Source organism: Streptomyces sp. NPDC050315 (assembly GCF_040655775.1).
In the GTDB taxonomy this organism is placed as follows: domain Bacteria; phylum Actinomycetota; class Actinomycetes; order Streptomycetales; family Streptomycetaceae; genus Streptomyces.
In genome coordinates this window covers 929342-950740 of sequence record NZ_JBFAKN010000001.1, presented here as the reverse complement: position 1 = coordinate 950740, position 21399 = coordinate 929342, and the positions used below count along the sequence as shown (strand labels likewise).

At 70.1% G+C, this 21399-nt stretch carries 14 protein-coding genes and 2 pseudogenes; 7 read left to right on the top strand and 9 right to left on the bottom strand.

The features are described from left to right. Positions 1–77 precede the first annotated feature (77 nt). The 6 genes from AB0I82_RS04180 (at position 78) to AB0I82_RS04155 (ending at position 10267) form a co-directional block, all read left to right on the top strand. Complete coding sequence (locus tag AB0I82_RS04180; RefSeq protein ID WP_363255505.1) at positions 78–1421, top strand: BTAD domain-containing putative transcriptional regulator; 1344 nt, start codon at positions 78–80, stop codon at positions 1419–1421. A 611-nt stretch (positions 1422–2032) separates the two neighbouring features. Further along, entirely contained in the window at positions 2033–3280 is a 1248-nt protein-coding gene (locus AB0I82_RS04175) for an AAA family ATPase (RefSeq protein WP_363255504.1), read from the top strand. 79 nt (positions 3281–3359) lie between these two features. Continuing rightward, the gene (locus AB0I82_RS04170) at positions 3360–5171 is read left to right on the top strand and encodes a hypothetical protein (RefSeq protein ID WP_363255503.1); all 1812 of its coding nucleotides are present in this window, start codon (positions 3360–3362) and stop codon (positions 5169–5171) included. A 13-nt stretch (positions 5172–5184) separates the two neighbouring features. Then, complete coding sequence (locus AB0I82_RS04165) at positions 5185–5445, top strand: DUF6207 family protein (protein ID WP_363255502.1); 261 nt, start codon at positions 5185–5187, stop codon at positions 5443–5445. 182 nt (positions 5446–5627) lie between these two features. Further along, entirely contained in the window at positions 5628–6074 is a 447-nt protein-coding gene (locus AB0I82_RS04160; RefSeq protein ID WP_363255501.1) for a hypothetical protein, read from the top strand. 470 nt (positions 6075–6544) lie between these two features. Continuing rightward, positions 6545–10267 (top strand): hypothetical protein, encoded by a 3723-nt coding sequence (locus AB0I82_RS04155; protein ID WP_363255500.1) that lies wholly within the window; start codon positions 6545–6547, stop codon positions 10265–10267. 436 nt (positions 10268–10703) lie between these two features. Here AB0I82_RS04155 and AB0I82_RS04150 read toward each other — a convergent pair. The 3 genes and pseudogenes from AB0I82_RS04150 to AB0I82_RS04140 form a co-directional block, all read right to left on the bottom strand. Continuing rightward, positions 10704–11539: pseudogene (locus tag AB0I82_RS04150) on the bottom strand (IS5 family transposase). A 262-nt stretch (positions 11540–11801) separates the two neighbouring features. Beyond that, positions 11802–11969: a hypothetical protein gene (locus tag AB0I82_RS04145; protein WP_363255499.1), complete on the bottom strand. Its 168-nt coding sequence runs from the start codon at positions 11967–11969 to the stop codon at positions 11802–11804. A gap of 387 nt (positions 11970–12356) precedes the next feature. After that, entirely contained in the window at positions 12357–12668 is a 312-nt protein-coding gene (locus AB0I82_RS04140) for an SUKH-3 domain-containing protein (RefSeq protein ID WP_363255498.1), read from the bottom strand. A gap of 362 nt (positions 12669–13030) precedes the next feature. On the opposite strand from AB0I82_RS04140, the gene AB0I82_RS04135 reads away from it, so the two are divergent. Next, positions 13031–13204 (top strand): hypothetical protein, encoded by a 174-nt coding sequence (locus AB0I82_RS04135; protein WP_363255497.1) that lies wholly within the window; start codon positions 13031–13033, stop codon positions 13202–13204. 101 nt (positions 13205–13305) lie between these two features. Here the strand turns inward: AB0I82_RS04135 and AB0I82_RS04130 are convergent, their stop codons facing one another. The 6 genes and pseudogenes from AB0I82_RS04130 to AB0I82_RS04105 all read right to left on the bottom strand — a co-directional run bounded on the left by AB0I82_RS04130 (position 13306) and on the right by AB0I82_RS04105 (position 21364). Next, complete coding sequence (locus tag AB0I82_RS04130; protein ID WP_363255496.1) at positions 13306–14622, bottom strand: DUF1266 domain-containing protein; 1317 nt, start codon at positions 14620–14622, stop codon at positions 13306–13308. Positions 14623–15617: 995 nt separating this feature from the next. Further along, positions 15618–15728 (bottom strand): annotated as a pseudogene (locus AB0I82_RS04125) (IS5/IS1182 family transposase); the annotation flags it as partial. Positions 15729–15928: 200 nt separating this feature from the next. Beyond that, entirely contained in the window at positions 15929–16702 is a 774-nt protein-coding gene (locus tag AB0I82_RS04120) for a helix-turn-helix domain-containing protein (protein WP_363255494.1), read from the bottom strand. 305 nt (positions 16703–17007) lie between these two features. After that, the gene (locus AB0I82_RS04115; protein ID WP_363256065.1) at positions 17008–17952 is read right to left on the bottom strand and encodes a bifunctional lytic transglycosylase/C40 family peptidase; all 945 of its coding nucleotides are present in this window, start codon (positions 17950–17952) and stop codon (positions 17008–17010) included. Then, the gene (locus tag AB0I82_RS04110) at positions 17949–18956 is read right to left on the bottom strand and encodes a replication-relaxation family protein (protein WP_363255493.1); all 1008 of its coding nucleotides are present in this window, start codon (positions 18954–18956) and stop codon (positions 17949–17951) included. Before AB0I82_RS04110 ends, AB0I82_RS04115 begins: the two co-directional genes overlap by 4 nt. Before the next feature lie 20 nt (positions 18957–18976). Beyond that, positions 18977–21364 carry a type IV secretion system DNA-binding domain-containing protein gene (locus tag AB0I82_RS04105; protein ID WP_363255492.1) on the bottom strand — a complete coding sequence of 796 codons (2388 nt, stop codon included), beginning with the start codon at positions 21362–21364 and terminating at the stop codon, positions 18977–18979. Between the last annotated feature and the right edge of the window lie 35 nt (positions 21365–21399).

Sequence of the window (21399 nt, the reverse complement as noted above, 5' to 3'; positions counted from 1 at the left end):
GCGTCGACACCCAGCACTCCGCACGCATCCGGAGGAGGACCATGAGAACCCCTCGCACACGCTCTCGTTCTCGTGCCGTGTCCACCGCATGGCGTGTTGTACGGGGCACAGCTGGTCTGCTCCTATTCCTGGTCCTCCTCGCGGGTCCGCCCTACCTGCTGCTCCACTACGCGCACAGCCCGCCCATCTCTCATCACCTGCCGGCGGGCCGGAGCGAGTTCCCTGGTCAGGCGAATGAAGGTCTTCTCGTCCTCCTGCCGCCAGCACCGTATCTGCTGTGCTGGCTGACCTGGTCTGCCTTCATCCTCGACACATTGCGCGAGGCCATCTGGTACGCGGGCCGCGCACGGCAGTTCGCTGCATCACCCAGCGCCGTACTGCAAGCGGCGGCCCAGCGTCGCTCCCTCGCTGGGCTACTCGTCAGCCCCAGCCTCCGAGTGCTCAAGGCTGCGACATCGGCTTGCGCCCAAGACGCCGACGTCAACAATTCGAATACGCTGGATCAACCGGTCGAGGAACGGCCGGAGGACGCACGTACGGCCTCGACCACTCCCGCAAAAGCACAGGAACAAGCCTCAGACGCTCCCCTCGTCGAACTCGGCGTCCTCGGACCGTTCGAGATACGTGTCGCCGGACAGCTCCTGACCACCGGACTGCGCAGCAAGGCGCGAGAGGCCCTCGCCTTCCTCGCCACGCATGCCGCCGGTGCAACGGCAGATGAACTCACCTGCGCCCTCTGGCCTGATGCCCCGTGTCAGACCGGGCGCGGATCGCTGCACACCAACCTGGCCAACGTCCGCAAACAATTCCGCGCTCTCGCGGCCACACCCGACAACTCTCATTTCCTGTTGCGGACGAATGACCGTTACCGGCTGAATCCCACTCTCATAAGTACGGATCTCGCCCGCCTGATCGCGCGTCTAGAAGCGGCTGAGTTCGCCCGGCGGGTGGGCGATACAACAAAGGAACGTAACGCGGTCGCGGCAGCCGCTGCCTGCTATCGAGGCCCTCTGCTGGATGGCGCTCCGTACGACTGGATAGCCAGCGAGCGGGACGCCTTGCGCCGCCGACTCCTCGACGCCATCACGTGCGCAGCCCGTTCGCACAAGGACGGTGACGACAAACTCGCCTTCCTCGAACGGGCAATAACCCTCGACGCCTTTAACGAACCCCTCCACGTCGAGGTGATGACAGTCCAGGCGAAACTGGGCCGACACGACGCCGTCATCCGCACCTACCGCCTGCTCCAGCAACAACTCCGTGAACTTGATGCCGAGCCCAGTAAGGAAACTCGACGCGCTCTGCCAGTTCTCCTCTCCTGTGCACACGCTGGACTCGATGAGCAGAGTTCAGAGAATGGGCAGTCGTATCCAAGGTCGCACCGTACGTCGCATCATCCGTCCAGTCGTACGTCGCCCTAGGACAGGACGCCTCAGAAAGAGCAAAGGCCCAGCGTGGCGCCCTTACGGGGGCGGCTACGTCGGGCCGACTCGTATCGGGAGATAAAACATCCCCGATCGTCGCACCCCGCCCGGCCGCATGGCCTTATGCCGCCTTTCCGGCCGCCGGCAGCTCCTTACTTCAACGCCTTGCCCCGTCCAGCTCCGTCTTGTTCGCCGTACCAACACATGATCACTGGCGCCGGCGGCCACCGGCGAGGCTCAGGCGGTAGCCGCCTGCCTGAGGTGGACGACCATTCGAGTGCTCACTCGAAAACAACACGGGGTCCCTATCCTCGGGCCTGCGAATCGGTCGCACATCCCCTTGGTCGCGACCGATCGCATTACACACCCATAAATACCCTCCATTCCCGTCGCGAATTCACGAGAATTCCAGTATTTCCAAGCCGGAATCGGCTTCAGGTCCACGCCGAGGCGAGCTATATTTAAATTAATCCCGGAAACCCGGGGGTGAGAATCCCACCGCACGACTCCTATTCGAATTCGAATTATGGGTGGAGTGTGCCCAAAACGGCGAGATCCCCGCTCTGGGTCGGACACCACCGTTTCGCCGGTCAAAGGAAGGTCTCGTGATGACCAGTACTGCCTCACCGCCGCCTGTGACGCCCAGCTCCGCTCCTTCGCCGGCAGCCACTCCCATCGCATCGAGCACCGCGACTGCGGCCGCAGCGTCAGGGGGCGCGAGGCCCTCCGCTGCCGGGAAGGCGCGGCCGGGCGAGTTGCGGGCCCGAGTCGCCGAGGCGCTGGCCGCCAACCCAGGGACTCCGTTGAGTGTCACGAGGCTCGTGAAGTGGCTCGGGAATTCGGGCGGCGCGATCGGTAACGCCTGCGAGAGCTTGGTGAAGCGCGGTGAGGCCGAACGCGTGGGTTCGTATCCACGCACGTACCGGGCAACCACAACCACGATGGCCGCCGCGCAGCGTGCCGTGCCGACGACTCCCGCCAGAAACACCGCTTCGCCCGCGAAGCAGCCATCCGTATCCGCGACGGTACCCCGGCAGGCCGTCCCGCCTTCGGGCAGGAAGCCGGAACCGATCACCCGCCCGAACGGGCAGCGCTACCACCCGAGGGCGCTGGCGGATCTGCCGGATGTGGAGGCGTTGCGGCGGCTGCGGGAGGCAGGAGTGCCGGTGCTGCTGTACGGCCCGCCGGGAACGGGGAAGACATCGTTGATCGAGGCGGCCTTCCCTGACCTGATCACAGTGGCCGGGGACGGGGACACGACGGTCGGCGACCTGGTCGGCGAGTACACCCAGGACCGGCACGGCGGGTACGAGTTCGTCTACGGGCCGCTGATCACGGCGATGCAGGAGGGGCGGGCGCTGCTCCTGGACGACGCAACACTGATCTCGCCGAAGGTCCTGGCGGCGCTGTATCCGGCGATGGACGGGCGGCGCCAGATCCAAGTCAAGGCGCACAAGGGCGAGACGATCACGGCCGCCGAGGGCTTCTACGTGATCGCAGGCCACAACCCCGGCGTGCACGGGGCGGTGCTGACCGAGGCGCTCGCCAGCCGGTTCAGCGTGCAGGTCCAGGTCGGGTCGGACTACGACCTTGCCGCCGCGTTGAAGATCAATCGGACGGCGGTGCGGATCGCCCGGCACCTGGCCACCGGCCAGCAGGCAGGCGAGGTGGGCTGGGCCCCGCAACTGCGGGAGCTGATCGCCTTCCAGAAGATCGCCGACGTATTGGGCACCGATGCCGCCTTCGCCAATCTGGTGGGGATCGCGCCGCTGGAGGACCGGGACACGGTCGCGGAGATCGTCACCAAGGCGCTGGGCAGGCCGGTCACCGCCCTGGCCCTGGGCCGCCAACTCTGAGGGCGCCCCCGCCGCCGCCTTCCGCGGCGGCGGCCCCAGCCACCACCACTCATCCCCCCGACGAAGGGACCGAACCGCCATGTCTGCACCCGCCCACGTCCAGCCCGCCCCGCCCGCCCTGTCCGAGGCCGAACTGGGCATCGCCCGCTGGGAGGACGACGGCGGCCCCGCCGTCGAACCCCGCCCCCGGCCGCAGGCCGCCCACTGGCTGCGGATCTCCGCCGCCCTGACGGAGCGGCTGCCGGAACTCGCCGACCGCGAGGACGTGATCGTCACCTGCGAGATGGGCACCCGCTCCGGCGCCCCCGCCGCCTTCTACCCGACAACGGCCACGCTGGAGATCGACACCGCGCTCTTCGCTCCGCACCCGCCATCCCGCATCCGCCCGAGGCGGCCCGGTGATGAGGAGAACTACCCGGTCGCCTGGGGCGCCTTGGTGCATGAGGCCGCCCACGCCGCCCACAGCCGCTGGACCACCCCTCCCGCCCTGCGCGGCACGGCCTTGGACAGGGCGGCGGCGCTACTGGAGGAGTCCCGCGCCGAACGTACCCACCTGGGCCGCCGCCCCATCGATCGCGTCTTCCTGCGGGCCAGCGCGGGCACCCTGGTCCTGGCCGACTTCACCGCCCAGACGCCCAGCAGCCCCTGGCAGGCGGCAGCAGCCGCTGGCCTGATCCTCGCCCGCCGAGACGCCGGAATCCTCGACCCCGACGAGACCGAAGCCCTCGAGCAGGCCGTCACCCGCATCCTGGGCCCCGAGAAACTGGCCACGCTCGCCAGTATCTGGTCTGCGGCCCACGCCACCGGCGACGAGGACGGGCAGGCAATGCTGGAGCATGCCCGCGCTTGGTGCCAGGCCCTCGGTACCGACCCCACCGGCCCCGAACCACCCCTTGACCCAGCCACCGACGGGCGCACCGGGGAGCTGGCCGAGGCCATCGGCGCGGTCGTCGGCCAGGTGCAGGCGAACGAGGCGGCCCAGGCCGCAGCCCAGGTCCGCGCCACTGCCGCGCACTCCGCCCGGGCCCAGGCCAAGGCCGCCCAACGGGCGAGCGAACGGCAGGCCGCCCAGATCGCGGAGAAGGTGTTCGCCCCCGGCGCCCGCCCCTACGCCCCCTGGGAACCTGGCAGGAGCGGCTACCGGTCACCGGTGTACGGCACCCGCCCACCCACCGCGGCGGAGAAGGCCGCCGCCGGACGCCTCGCCCGCGCCCTCCGCTCGGCCGCCTACCGGGAACGGGCCACCACCGTCACCGCCTCGGCCGCGCCGCCCGGGCGCCTCAACATGCGTCAGGCCCTGGCCCGCGACGCGCAGCGGGCCGCGGGTGCCACGCCGACCGCGACCCCCTGGTTGCGCACCGAACACCGGCCCACTCCCACTCCGCCGCTGCGGGTGGGGATCGCGGTGGACGTGTCCCGCTCCATGCGCCCAGCCGCCGCGCCGATCGCCTCGGCCGCCTGGATCCTCGCCCGGGCCACCGCCTTGACCGACCCCGACTCCCGCAGCGCCACCGTCGCCTATGACCGGGCACTGACCGCCATCACCGCACCCGGCCGCACCCCCAACCGCGTCACCGAATTCGACGCGGACGGCAAACGTCACCGCCTCGCCGAGGCCATCGACGCCCTGACCGCCGGACTCTGCCTCACCCGACCAGGCGCCGGCCGCCTCTTGGTAATCGCCTCCGACGGCTACTACCGCCCCGCCGAAGCCGCCCCCGCGGCCGACCGCATCACGGCCCTCAACAAGGCCGGATGCGCCGTCCTCTGGTTCGCCTTCGAGCCAGGCCCCTGCCCATTGCCCGGCACCACCCTCCTCGAACTCACCGACCCCGCCCAAGCCGCCACCGCCATCGGCAAAGCCGCCACCACCGCCCTCGCCACGACCTGACCCACCCGGTGCCGTGTGCGGCCGTACCCCGGCCGCACACGGCACACGCCGTTCCGTCCCCGTCCCCGGTCCCGGCCTGGCACCTCCTCCTTGCCGTCGGCTCTGGGTACCGCGCTGGAGATCGCGGCGGGCGGCGGAGGCTCTGGCCGGGCCGTGGGCGTGTACGGGGCCGTCTGCGCCGTGGCGTGAGCCTGGAGCGCCCGGTCTGCGGGTTCGGGTCTATGCCGATCTGCGGCAGCCGCCGTGCGCCGGGCCGCCGTGTGCGGTGGACTGACCGGGTGTCATCACCTTACAGAGCGGCGCACGTGCCCCGGCTGTACGAATCGGGTTTTCGCCGGACTTTGATGGCTCGCCGGTACCGATCTCACAAGGTGCCACCCGATCGGTGACCGGCTCGTTGAACGCCACGTGACCAAATGCGAGGTGGACGAGTGCCAGGAGGAGGGGACGCACACCGTGGAGCTCACCCTCAAAGAGGAGACCAGTGAGACATGGCAGGTGTGCCGCGTTCATGATCGCCTGCTCAAGACCGTGGCGGTGCGCAGCCGAGTCCCGGCTGCCCAGCCAGTAGAGGAGCTGGTGACCGTTCAGTGTCGCGATTGCGACCAGGTCCTGGGTGACGTCAACCAGTCCTGTCCGGTCTGCGGCTCTCGCAACCGGGCGATCGCCGCCAGCGATAGAGCCAGCTCTCATGAAGCGGTGCGGCTACGCACCAAGCGTGCGGGGAAGGGCCGCTGGATCATGCAGATCGACGCAGGCGACAACTACACCCGGGACCTGAGCGCTTGGGGTCATCGCGAGCTGGCCATCAACCGCGAGCAGAACCATTACCGCGAGGTCATCGAACTCTACGAAGGCAGCCGCATCGTGAGCACCGCCAAGCTGACTGACCATATGGACTGATCGCTGCGATACGCCAGCCGTCTTCTGCACTGCTGCTGGCCGGCCGCTCTGTCCGGGCCGCGTGCCGACTGGCCGCACTGCTGTGGGTTGTCCGCGTCTCGTGGTCCTCGGGCGGCGTGCAGTGCTGTGGCTGTCTGGCGCTGTCGGCGGGTGTGCGGTGCGGTCGGGCAGGGGAGGGCGGCTTCGTGTGTACGGGCCTGTGGCGGCGGGCCACTGCGCGGCCCGCCCGGCGGCCCCCGTCTTCGTTCGTCGGCCTGCTCGCGGGGGTGTCGACTGTCCGGCTGGCCCCTCGTCCAGTGCCGTGTTGTTCTGCAGTGGTCTTGCGCTGGTGCAGGTGGTCTGTGCCGGAGAGAAAACGCAGTTCGGCGCGGCCGTCATCGAGCGCTTGGCCGACCAGTCGGCGAGGAACGTGTCCCCGTGGTCGGCGGGAGGGTTCTACGGTGTGGTGGGTGAGGGATGAGGGGATATCGGTGGCTGGCTGTGAGCCGCTGCCGGAGGTTGATGAGGTGCTCGCCGCGGCCCTGACTGGTCAGGGGGAGCCGGGTGGACGGGCGTTGGGGCTGTTGCGAGATGCGCGCCGGGTGTTGGCCGGCGCGGGTCTTGAGCGGTCGGCGGAGGTTGCGGAGTCGTGCCTGCGCGGCGCGGCGGACGCGTTGTTGAGTCTGCCGGGTGCGCCGGTGGTGGTGGGGCTGAAGTCCGCGGCTGTCGGCCTGCTGGACGCGGTGGATGCCTGCCCCGGCCCGGCTGGCCCCGCGGAAGCCGACGGGGCGCCGTCGGCGCCGGTGCCGTGCCCCCTGAACGTTGAGGGCACGGCCGCGCACGGCACCGCGCATGCCAGCGGTGCGCGTGCCGACCGCACGGCCGCCGGCGACCTGGACCCGGACGCCGGCCGCAGGCGGGCCAGTTGGGAGCGGGTACAGGCCGCAGCTCAGGTGCTGCGCGGGCAGTTGGCGCGGCCGGGCGGCTACCACCGGGGCCGGGCCGCCAGCATCGCCGAACGCCTGATGGGCGTCAAGCTGGGCACCGCGCAGCACACGGCACTGGAGGTGTGGGGAGAGGTCTATGGGCAGACCTCCAGCACCTTGCACGGTGCGGTCGCCGAGGCCGGCCGCGCGGCCAGCCTGTACGCCGAGGTCCTGGCCGCCGCCCGGGAGTTGCTGGTGCCGCTGCCCGGCCGCGCCGCTCGCGTGGTGCAGCTGACCGCCCTTAAGCACCCGGGCCAGGCGGAGGCGGCCGAGCTGGCCCGCTGGGCGGACCCGCGCGCCACCAGCTACTTCTTCCGCTCCACTCCTGCCCCGGCGTGGCTGGAGGCCCTGGCCGCGCACGCGCCGCACCTGCTGATGCCCGATCCGGCCGCCGGCGGCCTCTGGCCGGCTGGCCCCTACCTCACCCACCTCGCCGACGCGGCACCTGACGCGGCGCGCGCCTGGCTGGCCCAGCACGCCACAGCGGTTGCCGCCGCCGGCCGCCCGGCCCGCGCTGCGGTGCTGCGCCTGGCCGGCCGCGATACGCCACTGGTTACCCCCGCCCAGGTACGCGCCATCCTCGCCCAGGAGACTGTCGACACGACGGAGTCGGACGCCCTCCAGGAGACAGAGATGCTGCGTTTGGCGGCCGCCTGGGCGTGCGCGCTGCCACCGGGGGAACGTGAAGGCGACTGGATTGTCGTGGTCGAGCAGCTGCTGGCCGGCACCGTCGACGCCGAGCACACCCTCGATCGCTTCCGCCGTATCCGCCCCTCGCCCGCCGCCCGCGACTACCTAGAAGCCGACCTCCTTGACAGGGTCGATGAGCCGGGCCGGGACACCGTGGTGCGCGCCCTGGCGCGCCAGCTGCCGCACTATGAGGTCGTGCGCCTGGTACAGGAGCTGCTGCGCACCGCCTACCCTGCGGGCCCGGCCGGCGCCCCGCACCCGCGGGTGCGCATGATCCGCGCGGCAGCCGCCGGCCTGCTGCGCCGCGATGTGCAGCAGTTCGCCCTGGCCGCCCGGCACATCGTCTTTCACGCAGACCTGGACCGCGTGCGCATCGAGGAGCCGGCCGCGTTCGACGGGCCCCGTCTGGCCCGCCTGGTTCTGGACCTGGCGGCGGCCGACGCCGCCGCCGGCGTGCCGCTGGCCGAGCGCACCCACGCCTGGAAGAAGTTCGCCGGCGTAGAGGAGCGGCTGCACGACCGCCTTCTGGCCGCGCACCTGTCCGCCCGTCGGCCGGCCGCTGTTGGTGTCACCCGCTCCCGCACGGCGCCGGTGCGGAAGCCGGCCGCACCGCCCAGCCTGCGCGAGTCGGAGACGGAGCAGTGGTGGAAGCAGGCCCGCCAGCTGCTGCCGCGGCTACTGGCCAACCGCCCCAACCCGGAACCGGCCCGCCTGGTGGAGCAGATGTGGCGCGCCTGCCCGGCCGACGCCGTCGTCGGCCTCACACAGGCGGCCCGCACCGCCCTGGGGCCCGCGCCGGCCGCGCCGGAGGTGGAGCGGCTGCTGCCGGCCGGCACCACGCAGGTGGACGGAACGGCCGAGCCGCTGGCGTCCTGGCTGCGGGTTTGGGACTGGTCACCGGTCCTACCCCCGCGCGTGCTGGCGGGCTGGGAGCCGCTGCTGGCCAAACTGCACCACCTCAAGGGCACAGGCCCGGCCAACCCGCGCATACCCGCCAGCCCGCCCCCGGCGCCGAGCGCACCGTCGATGGAGGCCCAGGACGTGCGGGAGCTGGCCGCCGAGGCCGGGCTGCTGACCGCGGCCGCCGCGCTGGCCGCGGCCCCCGATGCCGGCGCCGACGATTACGCCCAGGTCCTGCAGCGCCTCCTGGACGAGGACCCGGGACCCTGGACGGAGGACGTGCCCGCGGTACTGCAGACGCTCACACATCCCTCGCTGCGCGCGTTCTACCTCGCCGCGGCCGCGCAGTCCGCCTCCCTGCCCGGCCAGAGCCTGCCGCAAGCCGTCACCGCGGCAATCGAACTGCGCCGCTCCGCCGCAGCCGAGCCCAGCGAACACGACCGGCCGGCGCAGCAGCCCCCACCGCTCGTGCTGCCCTTCGCCGACGAGGCGGTCTTCTTCCTGCTCACCTACGCCTGGCAGGAAGACCGTCCTCTGGGCAACGTCCTGCCCGCCGCCCTGGCCCACCTGCACCTCCTGGCCGGCCCCCTTACCCGCCCCGCGGCCGCAGCGGGGGAGCGGAGCACCGCGACGGCCGGCAACGCAAACGGCCAGCGGCCGTTGTTGGGTTCGGAGCCGGCCGTGCAGGCGCTGAACTGCCTGTTGGAGTACGCCGCCCACCAGGCCCGCACCGCTGGCGCGATCCCGCGGGAGACCCTGGACCTGATCGCCGGCGCCCTGACCGCCTCCGGCCACCACGAGGCGGTCGCCACCGCCATCGGGAGACACCTGCCACTCCTGCACCGCCACGCACCGGACTTCACCGCTGACCACCGCGCCGCGCTCTACGCCCTGGCGCCCGACGACAACCGCCCCTCACCAGCCGCCGCCTGGCTGCGCTGGGGACCCCCTGACCCCTCGCTGCTCGCGGCCCTGGACCGTGCGCAGCTCCTGGCCTCCGTACGCACGGGGAACGGAGGGCTGGCCGAGCACCTGGCCGACGCGCTGGTCGCCGACCCGGACTTCCTCGGTGACCCGGCTGGCGTCTTCGCCGGGATCGCGGCAGGCCCCGGCGGCCCGAGGGCGGCCTCGTGGCTGCTGGAGATGCTGGCCGCCCGCCTCGCCCCGGCACGGTCCGCGCTGAGGAACGAAGGCGTGAACCTCTCACGGGCCAGCGCCCGCCGGGCTGCCGACCGGCCGACCCTGGAGGCGGTGACCATCCTGTGGCGGGCGGCGCTCGCCGCGGACCTGCCGCCCGGTGCCCTGGCCGGCGCCGGCGCCTTCGCCAACACCGCGCTGGAGGATGCGGTGTGGGCTTCCCTGACCCTGGCCAGCGCCGAGCACACCCCAGACCTCGTCAGCATCAGCGCCGTCGCCGAGCGCGCCGCCGGCCATCCGGGCAGTCCCGAGGCGCTGCTGCTGACCGCAGCTCTGGTAGGCCGCTCCGGCTCCGCATGGACGGGAGCGCAGATCCGCCAGCACGCCCGCACCCTGTTGCAGGCAGCCGCGGCCCTCCCCGAGGGTGAACGCCCGACTGAGACCGAGGTGTTGCGGCGAGCCCTGGTCAACGCCGGTGATATCGACGCCATCGAGGCCTGACTGGACTCCGGTCCCTGGTGTCGTTCGTGCCTGCCGGCCGTTCGTGGTCGTCCCCAGCCCGCCGCTCGTCGGCCGGGCTGTGCTGTTGTTCGTCGTGCGTGCTTCGTGCGGCTGCTGTTCGCCGGGCCCGAGGCCGCTCCGGCACAGGCCGCGTACGCAAAGTGGGGCTCCCGCAAGATCGGCGTGTCCCCCTCCGGCGCATGGACCGGTCGCGCAGCTGCTCAGGACGACCGGTTGGGAGGGATATTACATACTCTCCGTGATCAGAATTGGGTGCTCACGACGGCGGGCCGCCCGCAGGAGCCGGCCAATGGCCGCCCCGGGGCCGTGTGGGAGGGCTCGGTCTCCGGCGGGGAGGGCCGTGGCAGGCCCTGGGCGGCCGCGTTGCTGCCGCATGGAGAAGAGTGAGCCTGGGCCTGTGGAGGGCTTACAGCGGCTAACACAATGAGCTGAGCTGTCGGTGGGTGATCAAACAGCAGGCGAGCTTGAGGAATGCTTCGTGGATGTCGGCCCGTCGTTCCCAGCGGGTCCGCAGGCGCCGGAAGTCATGGAGCCAGGCGAAGGTTCGCTCGATCACCCAGCGGTAGGTGCCGAGCCCTGTGCTGAGCCCTGTGCCGTGGCGGGTGCCGCGGCGGGCGATGGCGGGCACGATGCCTCGGTCGCGGACCTGGTGGCGGTAGATGTCGTAGCCGCGGTCGGCGAACAGCGAGTCCGGCTTGCGTCGGGGGTGGCCGATGCGGCCGAGTACGGGCGGGATCGCGTCGAGGAGTGGTAGCAGCTGCGTGACGTCGTTGCGGTTGCCACCGGTCAGCAGGACCGCGAGCGGGGTGCCGTGCCCATCGGTGATCAGGTGGTGTTTCGAGCCGGCCCGGCCGCGATCGACCGGCGACGGGCCTGTGTGCTGCCCCCTTTTAAGGCCCTGACGTGCGAGGAGTCGACCACACAGCGGGGCCAGTCCAGCCGTGAGGCTGCGTTCAGCTCAGCCAGCAGCACCTCGTGCAGGCGCTGCCAGATGCCGGCCTCGTTCCAGTTTCGCAGCCGACGCCAGCAGGTCATGCCTGAGCCGAAGCCCAGTTCCCTGGGCAGGTACTCCATTGGATCCCGGTGTGCAGCACGTACGAGATCCCGCACAACACCTCGCGGTCCGGCAACGGCTTACGCCCTGGGAACCGGAAGCGCCGCGTGCGCTGCGGCAGTAGCGGCTCCAGGCGGTTCCACAGCTCATCCGACACGATCCACGGCACACTCTCCACACCCGGACCGAACGCTCAACTACCGCCCCGGGCACGGGATCCAGGGCGGAGCCACCTCATTGTGTCAGCCGCTGTAAGGAGGGACGGGAACACAGACCGTGACCTTCAGCTCTCTGCGCTGCGACGTGAGATCACCGTGTTCGCCCCGGGGCAGGGCGTTGCAGCACGGGCGAGGGCCTGTACCGCGTGAAGGCGGTACAGGCCCTCGAAATTGCTCCTCTGTGCAGGCGGGGTGAGGAGTTTCTTCTACGCTCACCCCTACGGAGAAACCGTGAAGTCGCTCAGGGCTGAGAAGGCTTCTTACGGTTGGCTCGGATGGCAATCACAAGGGCAGCGACGAAGGCGAACCATACCGAGATTTCCAGGGCCCCGAACCCTGACCCGAAAACGAACAGGATGAGGATGAAGAATGCCACGATGGCGATTATCGTCCCGACGAGCGACTTCATTTCTCTCCCTAGACGCCGCTTCCCGCGTACTTGGTCTTACCGGTGCCGTAGACCTTCACCTTGGCCCACGGGTGCAGCGTGGCATAGCAGCCGTACTTGAAAACGCACAGTTCGACTTCCCGCTTCATGGTAGAGGATCCAGAGGAGGCGGGAACCGCGGACTTGGTGTTCACGATGCGCTTCGGCTGGATCTTGACGTCGACCCGCCGCGGCGGCTGGGATCGTGTTTGCTCCGACGCGCATTGCTCCGTACCAGCCCGCCTTCCGCAGCACCCGGCCGGTCTCTGCCGACCACCGCTGCCCGGATCTCCTGCATCTCGAGGGCACCATCGCAATGCCCAGTTGTAAGGTCTGTGCTCCCTTACGACTCGAAGAACATCAGTCGCGCTACCGAATTCCCTCGACCAGCTTTTCAAGTGCCTGGTCGCCGTTCTCCGCCAGGAGGAGCACGTCGTCCCTGCCGATGTAAACCGCACCGGTCGGTGCCATACCGAGGTACCAGTTGCGGCGGGAGCACGTGCCGAGAGGGTAGAGCTCGGCACCTGCCAATTCGCCGATCTCCATCCGGCGCATGGTGATGCCGGCGCCCCGGTCCGGGACGTATAGCCCTCCGAACTCTGCCAGGAAGCGCTGCGCGGCCGGGTGGATCTCGAATTCATCATGTTCCTGCAGCGCACGTTCCCACTCGGCCGTGGGCACCGAACGCCGAGTGCTATGGGAGGCAGGTTGGCACACGGGGCCGTTGGTCTCTGCCAACCACCGCTGCCCGGATTCGCTCTGTGGCATCCCTACGTCACCGCCATAATCTCAAAATCGTCAAGTACATGTTGGCAGGAAGCACAGATCGCCACGGGCGCCCCAAGCACGGGGCTGCCCGACGGTCCGCGACCTGGAGCGCGCCGGGGGCGCCGATCCGTGCCCCTTCAAGCGTCGGCGCCCGCCCGGTCCCGGGCAGATGATCTCCACGCCCGGGTGGGCGGCCAGCCACGCAGCCCAGCGGCCCCGCGTCGCGCGTCGCCAGCACGTCGACCACGCGATGGGCTTCTCCGCAAGCCAAGACGGTGGAGTACGTCTGGCCCCGGCGGGTGGCGAAGTCGTCCGCGGCCAGCACGCACGGCGTGCTGGCCGCGGACCGGCTCGTCACCGAACTCCGATCCATCGCCAGTCGCCTGAACCCGCGGGCGCAGCAGCTCGCGGCCGAGGCACACCGGTTGCTGCCGCCCTACATCGCATGATGTTCGACCAGCCCGGCATAGACTCCCAGCTCTACAAAGGACCCCACCCCGATGCGCCCTGGGCGGTTCCAGTTTGGCGTCCGCTGGCTCAGCGACCGGAGTCACTTCCAGGGAATGTTCAGCCATGGGCTGGCAGGGTCGGTGGTGAGGATGCGGTGCACGGTGACCATTTCCTCGTACCACTTGCCGAAGTCCTCGTCGTCGAAGTGGAGGCAGCGCCCAAGGATGAACGAGGCGGCGAAGTCCTCCCAGGAACGGTAGTTGGCCGCCACCATGCGGCCAGCGCGGACCACTGCCTGCTCGGCCTCCTCCAACGTGCCGTACCGGGCGGCCAGACCCCAACGAGCCATGCAGGACGCCCGCCCGTAATCCCACGCCTCGACTGTGCGCACGAATCGGCCCTCCGCCAGAAGCCCGTCCGCCCGGAACCGCGCCTCATACCGGGCGATCCGCCCGATCAGGCGCTGCACGCCCGCAACCTGGGCTGCCACCTCGGTTTCATCGACCGGATCCGCCTTGGTTACGCCCTCGGGGCTGACCCGGACCTCGGCCGCGCGCGCTTCGGCCTTCTGTCGGATCGCGCGTCCGGCCACCTGCTTCCAGTAATCCACCTCGACCGGCCCTGCGAAGTCCAGCGCGAGAGAACGCCGGACGCCGAGCGCGAACTCCCAGACGGAGCTGACCATGTCAGCGTTGAGCAGACGGTGCTGCGCATCCTGCCACCCAGCACGGTCAGTGATGCCCCACCACCGAGCAAGGCTCTTCCTTTCGTCGGAGTAGCCCGTCCCGTGGTACGCCATCGCGTTCCACAGCTCGCGGTTGTTGACCATCAGCGGCGCTCCGCAGGCCAGCCCAAAGGCCACCGGTCCCTGTAGTGGCCCGCCCACGCTCAGGGCGCGGAGCGCGCGCTGCCGGTCGGGGGAGCCTTCCACTGGTGCGGTGTGCCGCTGCCACAGCGCGCGGTGCTCGGGCGTGGTGGGGAAGTACGCCTCACAGGGACTGCCCGGATTGACCGCGATCCACTGTCCGCGGCTCTCTGGCCATACCTCGGCGAACCACTCCAGGTAGTTGGAGCTGAAGACCAAGTCACCGCCGTCGGGCGCGGGTAGCATGCCCTCTGTGTAGAGGGCCAGGCACTTGGCCTGCAGCTGCGGGTTCCAGTACGGACTGAAGTGCACCCGGCCGGGATGAGCGTCCTTCCATGAACGCGACTCGATGAAATACAGATACGTACGCGCCAGCACATCGAAGTATCCAGCCCAGTTGTCCCGCAACTTCGCTTCGTACAGCTGCCGCTCGACCTCGCTGGGCGCCTGCCAGCCCACGTCTTGCACCGGATTTCCCTGCAGCACACCGCGCGCATCCTGCCCCAGCGGCCAAGCTCCCGCTGTGGGCCCCTCCCCGTTCGTAAACGCCATGCTCGGGAGCCTATCGAGCCCATTGAGCCATGCGTTCGCCCGGGCCCGTGCGGCAGCGCGCTAACTTGGCGACCAGCGGTCCGCGCGGAGGCGGCACCTAGTGTTCGGGCATGGTGGCGGGAGGCACCGTAGCGTCCTTGGCCTTGTCACCAGAGGCCAGCCGGTCGCCGTAACCGGACCGGGGCCACACCATCTTCTTGAACTGCTCCGGCGTGGGTATTCCCCGCCACGGCGTATTACGGTGTGGCGCAGCACGGGCGACCCTCCGTTCAAAGATCTGCTCCCGTCAAGGATTCAGGCCCATAGACGACGTCGTATGGGGGCAATCCCCGGCACGGCGACGGCAGTGCCGAAGGCAGTCCAGAAGACGAACTTGCCGTTCGGCCCGTTGACCGTCCGCAATCCCCATCATCGTGCAGGCAGAAAGAGTCGGGCGGAAAGTACTGCGTGATCGCAGTACCAGTGCGGTAGCACGGAGAAGCCTCAGGAAACAGAGACCCGTGTGCTCGCTGCGAAAGAATCCCGTCGACGCCTACCGCCAGCCACCCAGCCAGCACGAACACGATCAGCATCCTGGCGGGGACCTTCGCCCGCCGCCCCAGCAGCCAAATACCAGCCGTCGGCACGACGGACACCAAGAGCAGCGATTTCACCATCCGAATTACAGCACTGCCCGCCGACAGACCTCTGCCTGGTTCCCCGCTACGGGACCGCCCCCAACGCTTCACTTCAGAGGATCCGCACCCAATGCAGTCTCGCTCCCTGCCCGCGCGGCCAGTGCGGCTGACAACGCCTGTGCTCGCCGCTCATCGGTGGGCCTCGTACCGCCGTAGAGCTCCGCGCCGTCTATGAGGACGCCAGTGCACAATCTGCGTGCGCCGATTGATGCCTCACACCAGCCTCTTGATCAGCAAGCCAAACATCGTTTTGCGGCAGTTAGTGCCGCTCTCAACAACACGTGCATGCGATGGCTACACATCGGATTTGTCATGATTTCAGTTGGTGAGTTTGCGGTAGCTGATGAATGCTGAGGCGATGCCGACGAAGGCGAGGAAGTGCTCAGCCTTCCGTTCATAGCAGCAAAGCAGGCGACGGCACCCGGCCAGCTCGAAAGGGGTACGCCCGTTGACCTCCGACACAAGCGAAAACCAATCACCGAACCAAGCGAAGAACTCTCGTTCACCCCGACCGACATGAAGAAACCAGCGCAGATCGACCAAGTCATCACGGGCGACATGGTGCGCCACCGCAAAAAAGCCGCTGCGGGCCGGACACCCACTGGGGGCCCGGCCCGCAAGGCACGTGGTTACTGTGCCTTCTGGGCTCCGTCGTCCGTTGTCACCAGGCGGAAAGTGCGCGGCCGGTCGGTCACTTGCTCGACGAGCTGCTGGTGAACCAGCTTCTGGAGAGCGTTGGCGATGGCCCCCGAGCTCTTCTCGATGACTCGGCTGATCCGGGTCGCGGTGAATGCAACCCCGGGGTGAGCCTCCAGGTGGGCGAGCACCATCTGGCGCAGAGCTCCTGGTTCGAGCCGTCGCTTGTGACTGCTGCGTGCAGGTGCCGTTAGATCCGCGACCTCGGGTGCGGGCGTACTGGCACTGCCCCCGGCCTCGTCAGGCCCGTGCTGATCACCCGGCGGGTTCTCAGACGTGGTTGCTTCGGACGTGTCCTCATTGGGGACGCTGCACTCCGCCGAGGTGTTGGGCTGCTCGACAAGCGCCGGCGAGTCGTCGGGGGTGGTGTCGCCTGCGAGACTGTCGATCACGCCGTCGGCCTCCGGCCCAGCGGGGGTGTCCGGCTGGGCGAGGGACCAGCGGTCGGGGACGCGACCGGTGGCGCGGTGTCCGCCGGGTTCGCGTACGGCCAGGCCGTGGTCTTCGAGGGTAGCGAGGGCCTTGCCGGTAGTGGAGCGCCCCAGCCCGGCGGCGAGGGCGAGTTCGGCGACCGTGGCCTTCTCGGTGAGGCTGAAGAGTTCGGTGTAGATCGCGGCCGGGGCGCCGGTCAGGCCGGCCAGCGGCTGCGGATCGGGGTCAGGTACGGCGTGCAGGGCACGGACGTTGGTGTTCGGGGTCTCGGACATTGTGGGGTCCTCATTTCCAGCGTGTCGTGGAGGTGTGAGGTCCCCGGCCGGGGTGCGACCGGACAGAGCGGTCGCGGGGCCGTCGGGGCGCGTGCGCATCGCGGTGGTCCCGATCGGGCTCGACGACCATGGACCCTCCATTCAGGGACGAAGTCAAGCGCGGCGTCGAGCCTGGTCAAGAGCACTTTCATTGATCAGTGGCGAGACAACGACGTCGTCGCTCTCCCGTACGCCGAAGGGATTGCCCAACACCGCAGACCACGTGCGGCAATGGCGTCGTCACGGTGGTGCGCACCCGGCGCCACCTACCGGCCCGAAAGCCTGACGGGGCGGGTGGCACCCCAGTAGTCATTTTTGCGGTACGGCTCGATGCGTACGCGGGCGCCGGTGTATGGGGCGTCGATCATCTTGCCATTGCCGATGTAGAGACCGACATGGTGAATGTTTCCGGGGCGGCCGTAGAACACGAGGTCGCCGGGGCGGAGACGCTGCCCGCGGGGGACTTTGGGGGTGGCGTGGTACTGGGCTTCGGCAACGCGTGGGAGGCGGATACCGGCAGCGCGGTAGGCGGCTTGGGTGAGGCCGGAGCAATCGAAGCCGGCGTGGCCGGCGGCGGGACCGTTGCCGCCCCAGATATAGGGGAGGCCGATTTGGGCGCGGGCGTATGCGATGGCTTTGAGGGCGGGTCGGCCGGCGGGCAGTGTGGGAGTGGTGGCGTATTTCTTGGCCTGGGCGCGGACTTTGCGTACGTACCAGTCGGCGTGGTTGTAGGCGTAGATCGCGCGGTAGAGGTCTTTGCCGTGGCGGGCACCGTTGGCGCACAGGAGGCGTGCGGCGGCATAGACGGCGTCGGTGGGGTCCCAGGGAGTGGGTGGCTTCTTGCCTCCGGGCGGTATCGGGTGGGCGTAGAGGACGAAGGTGGACGGGAGAAATTGCATAGGGCCGACGGCACCTGCTGAGGACACCATGGTGGGGTGACGACCGTGGTCGGTCTCGACCTTGCCGATGGCGGCGAGGACGGACCAGTCGAGGCCGGGGCACGTGGGGGCGGCGCGCTGGTACAGGGCGAGCATGCGGGGCGGGATATCGCTGCGAGCGGTCGCTGATACGGCAGAGGGGCCGAAGAGCCCCTCCAGTAGGCCGGCGCCGGTGAACTGGTTGAAGATCGCGGTGACAGCTGCGGTGACGATCGCCATGAGGGCGAGGACGGCTGCTGCCACGCCGATGGCGGCTCGTACGGCGATGTTCATTGCGGCCACCGGGGTACGGCGGGCGGTATGGGTGGCGGCGGAGTCCACCTCGGGGGTGCTTCAGCGGGCCCCGGGGCGGATTCTGTTGTGGTCTCTGGTGCGGGGCCTGTTGAGGGCGGCGGGGCGAGTTCGGTGATCGTGCAGCGGGGGCTGTCAGTGCCGATGGGGAGCCAGGCGTGGGTGGCGGGGTGTCCGGCGCCGGGGTGGGTGGTGGCGGCGGGGACGGGCGGGTTGAGACGAGCTGCGGCGTGGGCGAGGGCGGTGCGGACGTTGGTTTCGCGGGTGGCGGTGGGGAGGTGGAAGAGGACCGGGGTGGTGATGCCGGTTGCGGTGGTGAGGCGGGCGTAGTGGGTGAGTTTGGCGGCGACGCGGGCGAGTTGTTCTTTGCCGGTGTCGTATTCGAGGAAGAAGTCGCAGGTGGTTGTGCCGTCGTGCCAGCGGGCGTAGGCGTCGGGGCGGGCCCAGGTGCCCCAGGTACGGGCGGCGGAGCGTTCGGACCACCAGGCGAGGAGAGCGTGGTGGAGGTGGTGGCGTGCATGGGCGGTGAGGGCGGTCATGACGGTGTTGGTGCCAAGAGTGTGGGCCAGGCGGGGTGAGTAGGCGGTGGCTTCCAGGTGGTGAGGGCTCCAGTCGATGTCTTTGAGGGGGAGGTTGTGGCGGGTGGCGAGGAGTTCGGCGCCGGTGCGGGCTAGGAGGTAGTGGTCGGGGGCGGAGCCGGCGCCGGGTGGGAGCCAGGGCCGGAAGCTGTCGAGCAGGCCGTACGTGGTGAGGGTGTGCAGGCGGCGGAGGGCGGTTCGGTGGCCGGGGAAGGCGAGGGCGGTGAGGTGGTGGCTGGTGAGGACGCGGTGTTCGCAGAGCATGGCCAGCAGCCACCAGTCGCGGTCGGTGAGGCGGGCGGCGAGGTCGCCGGGGCGGCGTTGGGTGCGGCGAGCGGGTTCCGGCTGGGGGTGGAGGCGTACGGTGCGGCGGACGTACGGCGGCTGGGGTTCAGGGGCGTTGGGCACGGCGCCTCCTGGTGCGGATGTCAGGTGTGGCTGCGGGGGTCGGCCGGCAGTCCGGTGGTCGGCGCGGTCGTGGGTCGCTGGTGGCGGGTGTGGATGGCGCGGGCCCTACGGCGGATCTCGGTAGCCCGACCGCGTATCGGTTCGGGCAGGGGTGTGGTGGTGAGGGTGAAGGCGGGGCTGTCGGCGGCGTTGACGACCAGGCGGGCGGCGGCCTGGTAGGCACTGAGGTGGGAGAGGTCGTGGGCGGTCAGCGCGGGGAAGGTGTGGCGTTCCAGGGCACGGGCGTCTTCGGGTGAGGCGTTGAAGATGAGCTTGCTGCGGGCGTTGGCGGAGATGCCTTCGCGCAGGTCGGTGGGAAGTTGGGCGAGGTTCTGGTGGGCCAGGACCAGGGAGAGGCGGTAGGCGCGGGCCTCGGCGAGCATGTCCTCCAAGGGATACGGGAGGGTGAGGAAGTTATGGCACTCGTCGATGTAGAGGGCGGCCTCGACGCGGGCTGACTCGGTGGTGCGGACTCGGGCGGCGGCGGCCTGCCAGGTCTTGGCGACGACGAAGGAGCCGAGCAATCGGGCGGTTTCCTCGCCGAGGACGCCCTTGGGGAGGCGGACGAGGCACAGTCCGCCGTCGAGCACGTGGGTGAGGTCGAACGTGGAGGGGCCTGCGGCGATGGCCTTGCGGACGAAATCGCGCAGGAGGAAGGCGCGGAGCTTGTTCATCAGGGGACCGATGGCCGCGGCGCGGGAGGGCTCGGAGAGGGTGGAGTACCAGCTCCAGAAGCCTTTGAGTACTGGGTCATTGAGGCCGGCAGTGATGAGGTTGCGGGTGGGTTCGTCGACGAGGAGGGCGGGGACGTCGGCGAGGGTGACGGTGGTGCGGGTGGCAGCGCCGTGGTGGAGAAGGGTGAGGCAGGCGGCGCGCATGACGTCGTCGGTACGTGGGCCCCAGAAGGCGGAGAAGATGCGACGGAAGATACCGACGAGGTTGTCGACGACGACTTCGGTGGCATCGCCTTCCAGGACGTTGAGGCAGGGCGGTGCAGCGGCGTCGTCCGGGTCCAGGAGGACGACCCGCTCGGCGAATTCGGCGGGCAGGCGGGCGAGAAGATCGGTGGTGAGGTCGCCCTTGGGGTCGATGACGACGGCGCCGCGGTGAGCTTGGACGTCGTCGAGGACGAGGTTGCCCATCAGGGTGGATTTGCCGGAGCCGGTGGCGCCGATGATGTGCAGGTGGTGGCGGGCGTCGGGGACGGATATGGCGATCGGACGGCGGGGACCGGTGTCGGCGGCGCCGAGCGGTTTGGCGTCCGGTCCGGGGCCGGGGACGGTCACAGGTGGGGTGATGGAGCGGGCGCCCGCGCGGGTGATGCCGGGGGCGGTGGGATCGTGCGGGAGGTGGGCGAGAGCGGCCAGTTCCGGTACGGAGAGCAGGTCGCCGCGGGGTGGGAACGCGCGACGGGTCAGGCGCGGGAGGGGGCGGAGGAAGCGGTGGCGGGCGTACCAGTTGCGACCGGCGTAGAGGGCGAAGGCAGAGGCTGCGGCGTGGGCCCTGCCGCGGGTCCGAGAGCGTGCGCCGGGGAGCTTGGCCGGGGCAGTGGCGAGGTAGCGGATGCCGGTCTCCCACAGTGGACCGGCCAGTTTGGCGGCGATGGCGCGTTGTTCGGCGGCGTGGCGGGCGTCGTAGCGCTGGGCGGTGCCCGGTGCGGGTCGGTGGGTGAGCCAGTCCAGGAGGGCGAGGGCGCGGCTGGCTGAGCGGCCGGCCTTGAAGCGGCGGGCGGCCCGGTATCCGCGGCGCACCCGACCGCCGAGGGCTGGGCGGGCGAGGATCTGGATGAGGAGCTGTTCGCCGCCGACGAGGGCGGTGCCGGCGGCAAGGAGGGCGCGCAGCGGGTCGGCGGGGTGGTCGGCTTCGATGGGCAGGACGTCGGGGCGGGCCAGCCGGAGCGTCCCCGCAGTGGTCGCGTGGGTGCTGGTCGTGCGGAGGGGAGGTGGGGGCGGGGCGGTGATGCGGGTGTGGGAGCCGGGCCAGGCGGCTTCGATGGCGCGGCTGATCATGGCATGGGGCACCGAGCCTGGGAGCCAGAGCCGTATGTGACAGCCGTCGGTGTCGAAGGCGTACTCGAAGGCCAGGTGCGGTTGACCACCGGCGGGGCGTCGCCACCACGGGCGGGCGAGGCCGGCCAGGTTGGCCCACAGGGCCTCGGCGCCGCGTGGGTCGACGTCGGGTGGGGCGGCGATGGTGATGCACTGGGCGCCGCGGGCCATCCGTACGGAGCGCCATCGACGCAGGCAGGCGCGCACCGGCGGGATGGCGGGGAACGTTGCGAGAAGGGGCAGCCAGGTCCGGACGACGGGCCATGCGGTGTGGCCGATGGCCGTCAGGGTGCCGAGGGGGTCGAGCAAGAAGTCGACCAAAAGCCCCTGCGTAGCAATGGCGTTGAGAGTCATCG

Excerpts from the sequence above, each read along its gene's own strand:
- AB0I82_RS04175 (WP_363255504.1), top strand. The coding sequence starts at position 2,033 with ATGACCAGTACTGCCTCACCGCCGCCTGTGACGCCCAGCTCCGCTCCT.
- AB0I82_RS04170 (WP_363255503.1), top strand. The coding sequence starts at position 3,360 with ATGTCTGCACCCGCCCACGTCCAGCCCGCCCCGCCCGCCCTGTCCGAG.
- AB0I82_RS04145 (WP_363255499.1), bottom strand. The coding sequence starts at position 11,969 with ATGAAGTCGCTCGTCGGGACGATAATCGCCATCGTGGCATTCTTCATC.
- AB0I82_RS04130 (WP_363255496.1), bottom strand. The coding sequence starts at position 14,622 with ATGGCGTTTACGAACGGGGAGGGGCCCACAGCGGGAGCTTGGCCGCTG.
- AB0I82_RS04120 (WP_363255494.1), bottom strand. The coding sequence starts at position 16,702 with ATGTCCGAGACCCCGAACACCAACGTCCGTGCCCTGCACGCCGTACCT.
- AB0I82_RS04115 (WP_363256065.1), bottom strand. The coding sequence starts at position 17,952 with ATGAACATCGCCGTACGAGCCGCCATCGGCGTGGCAGCAGCCGTCCTC.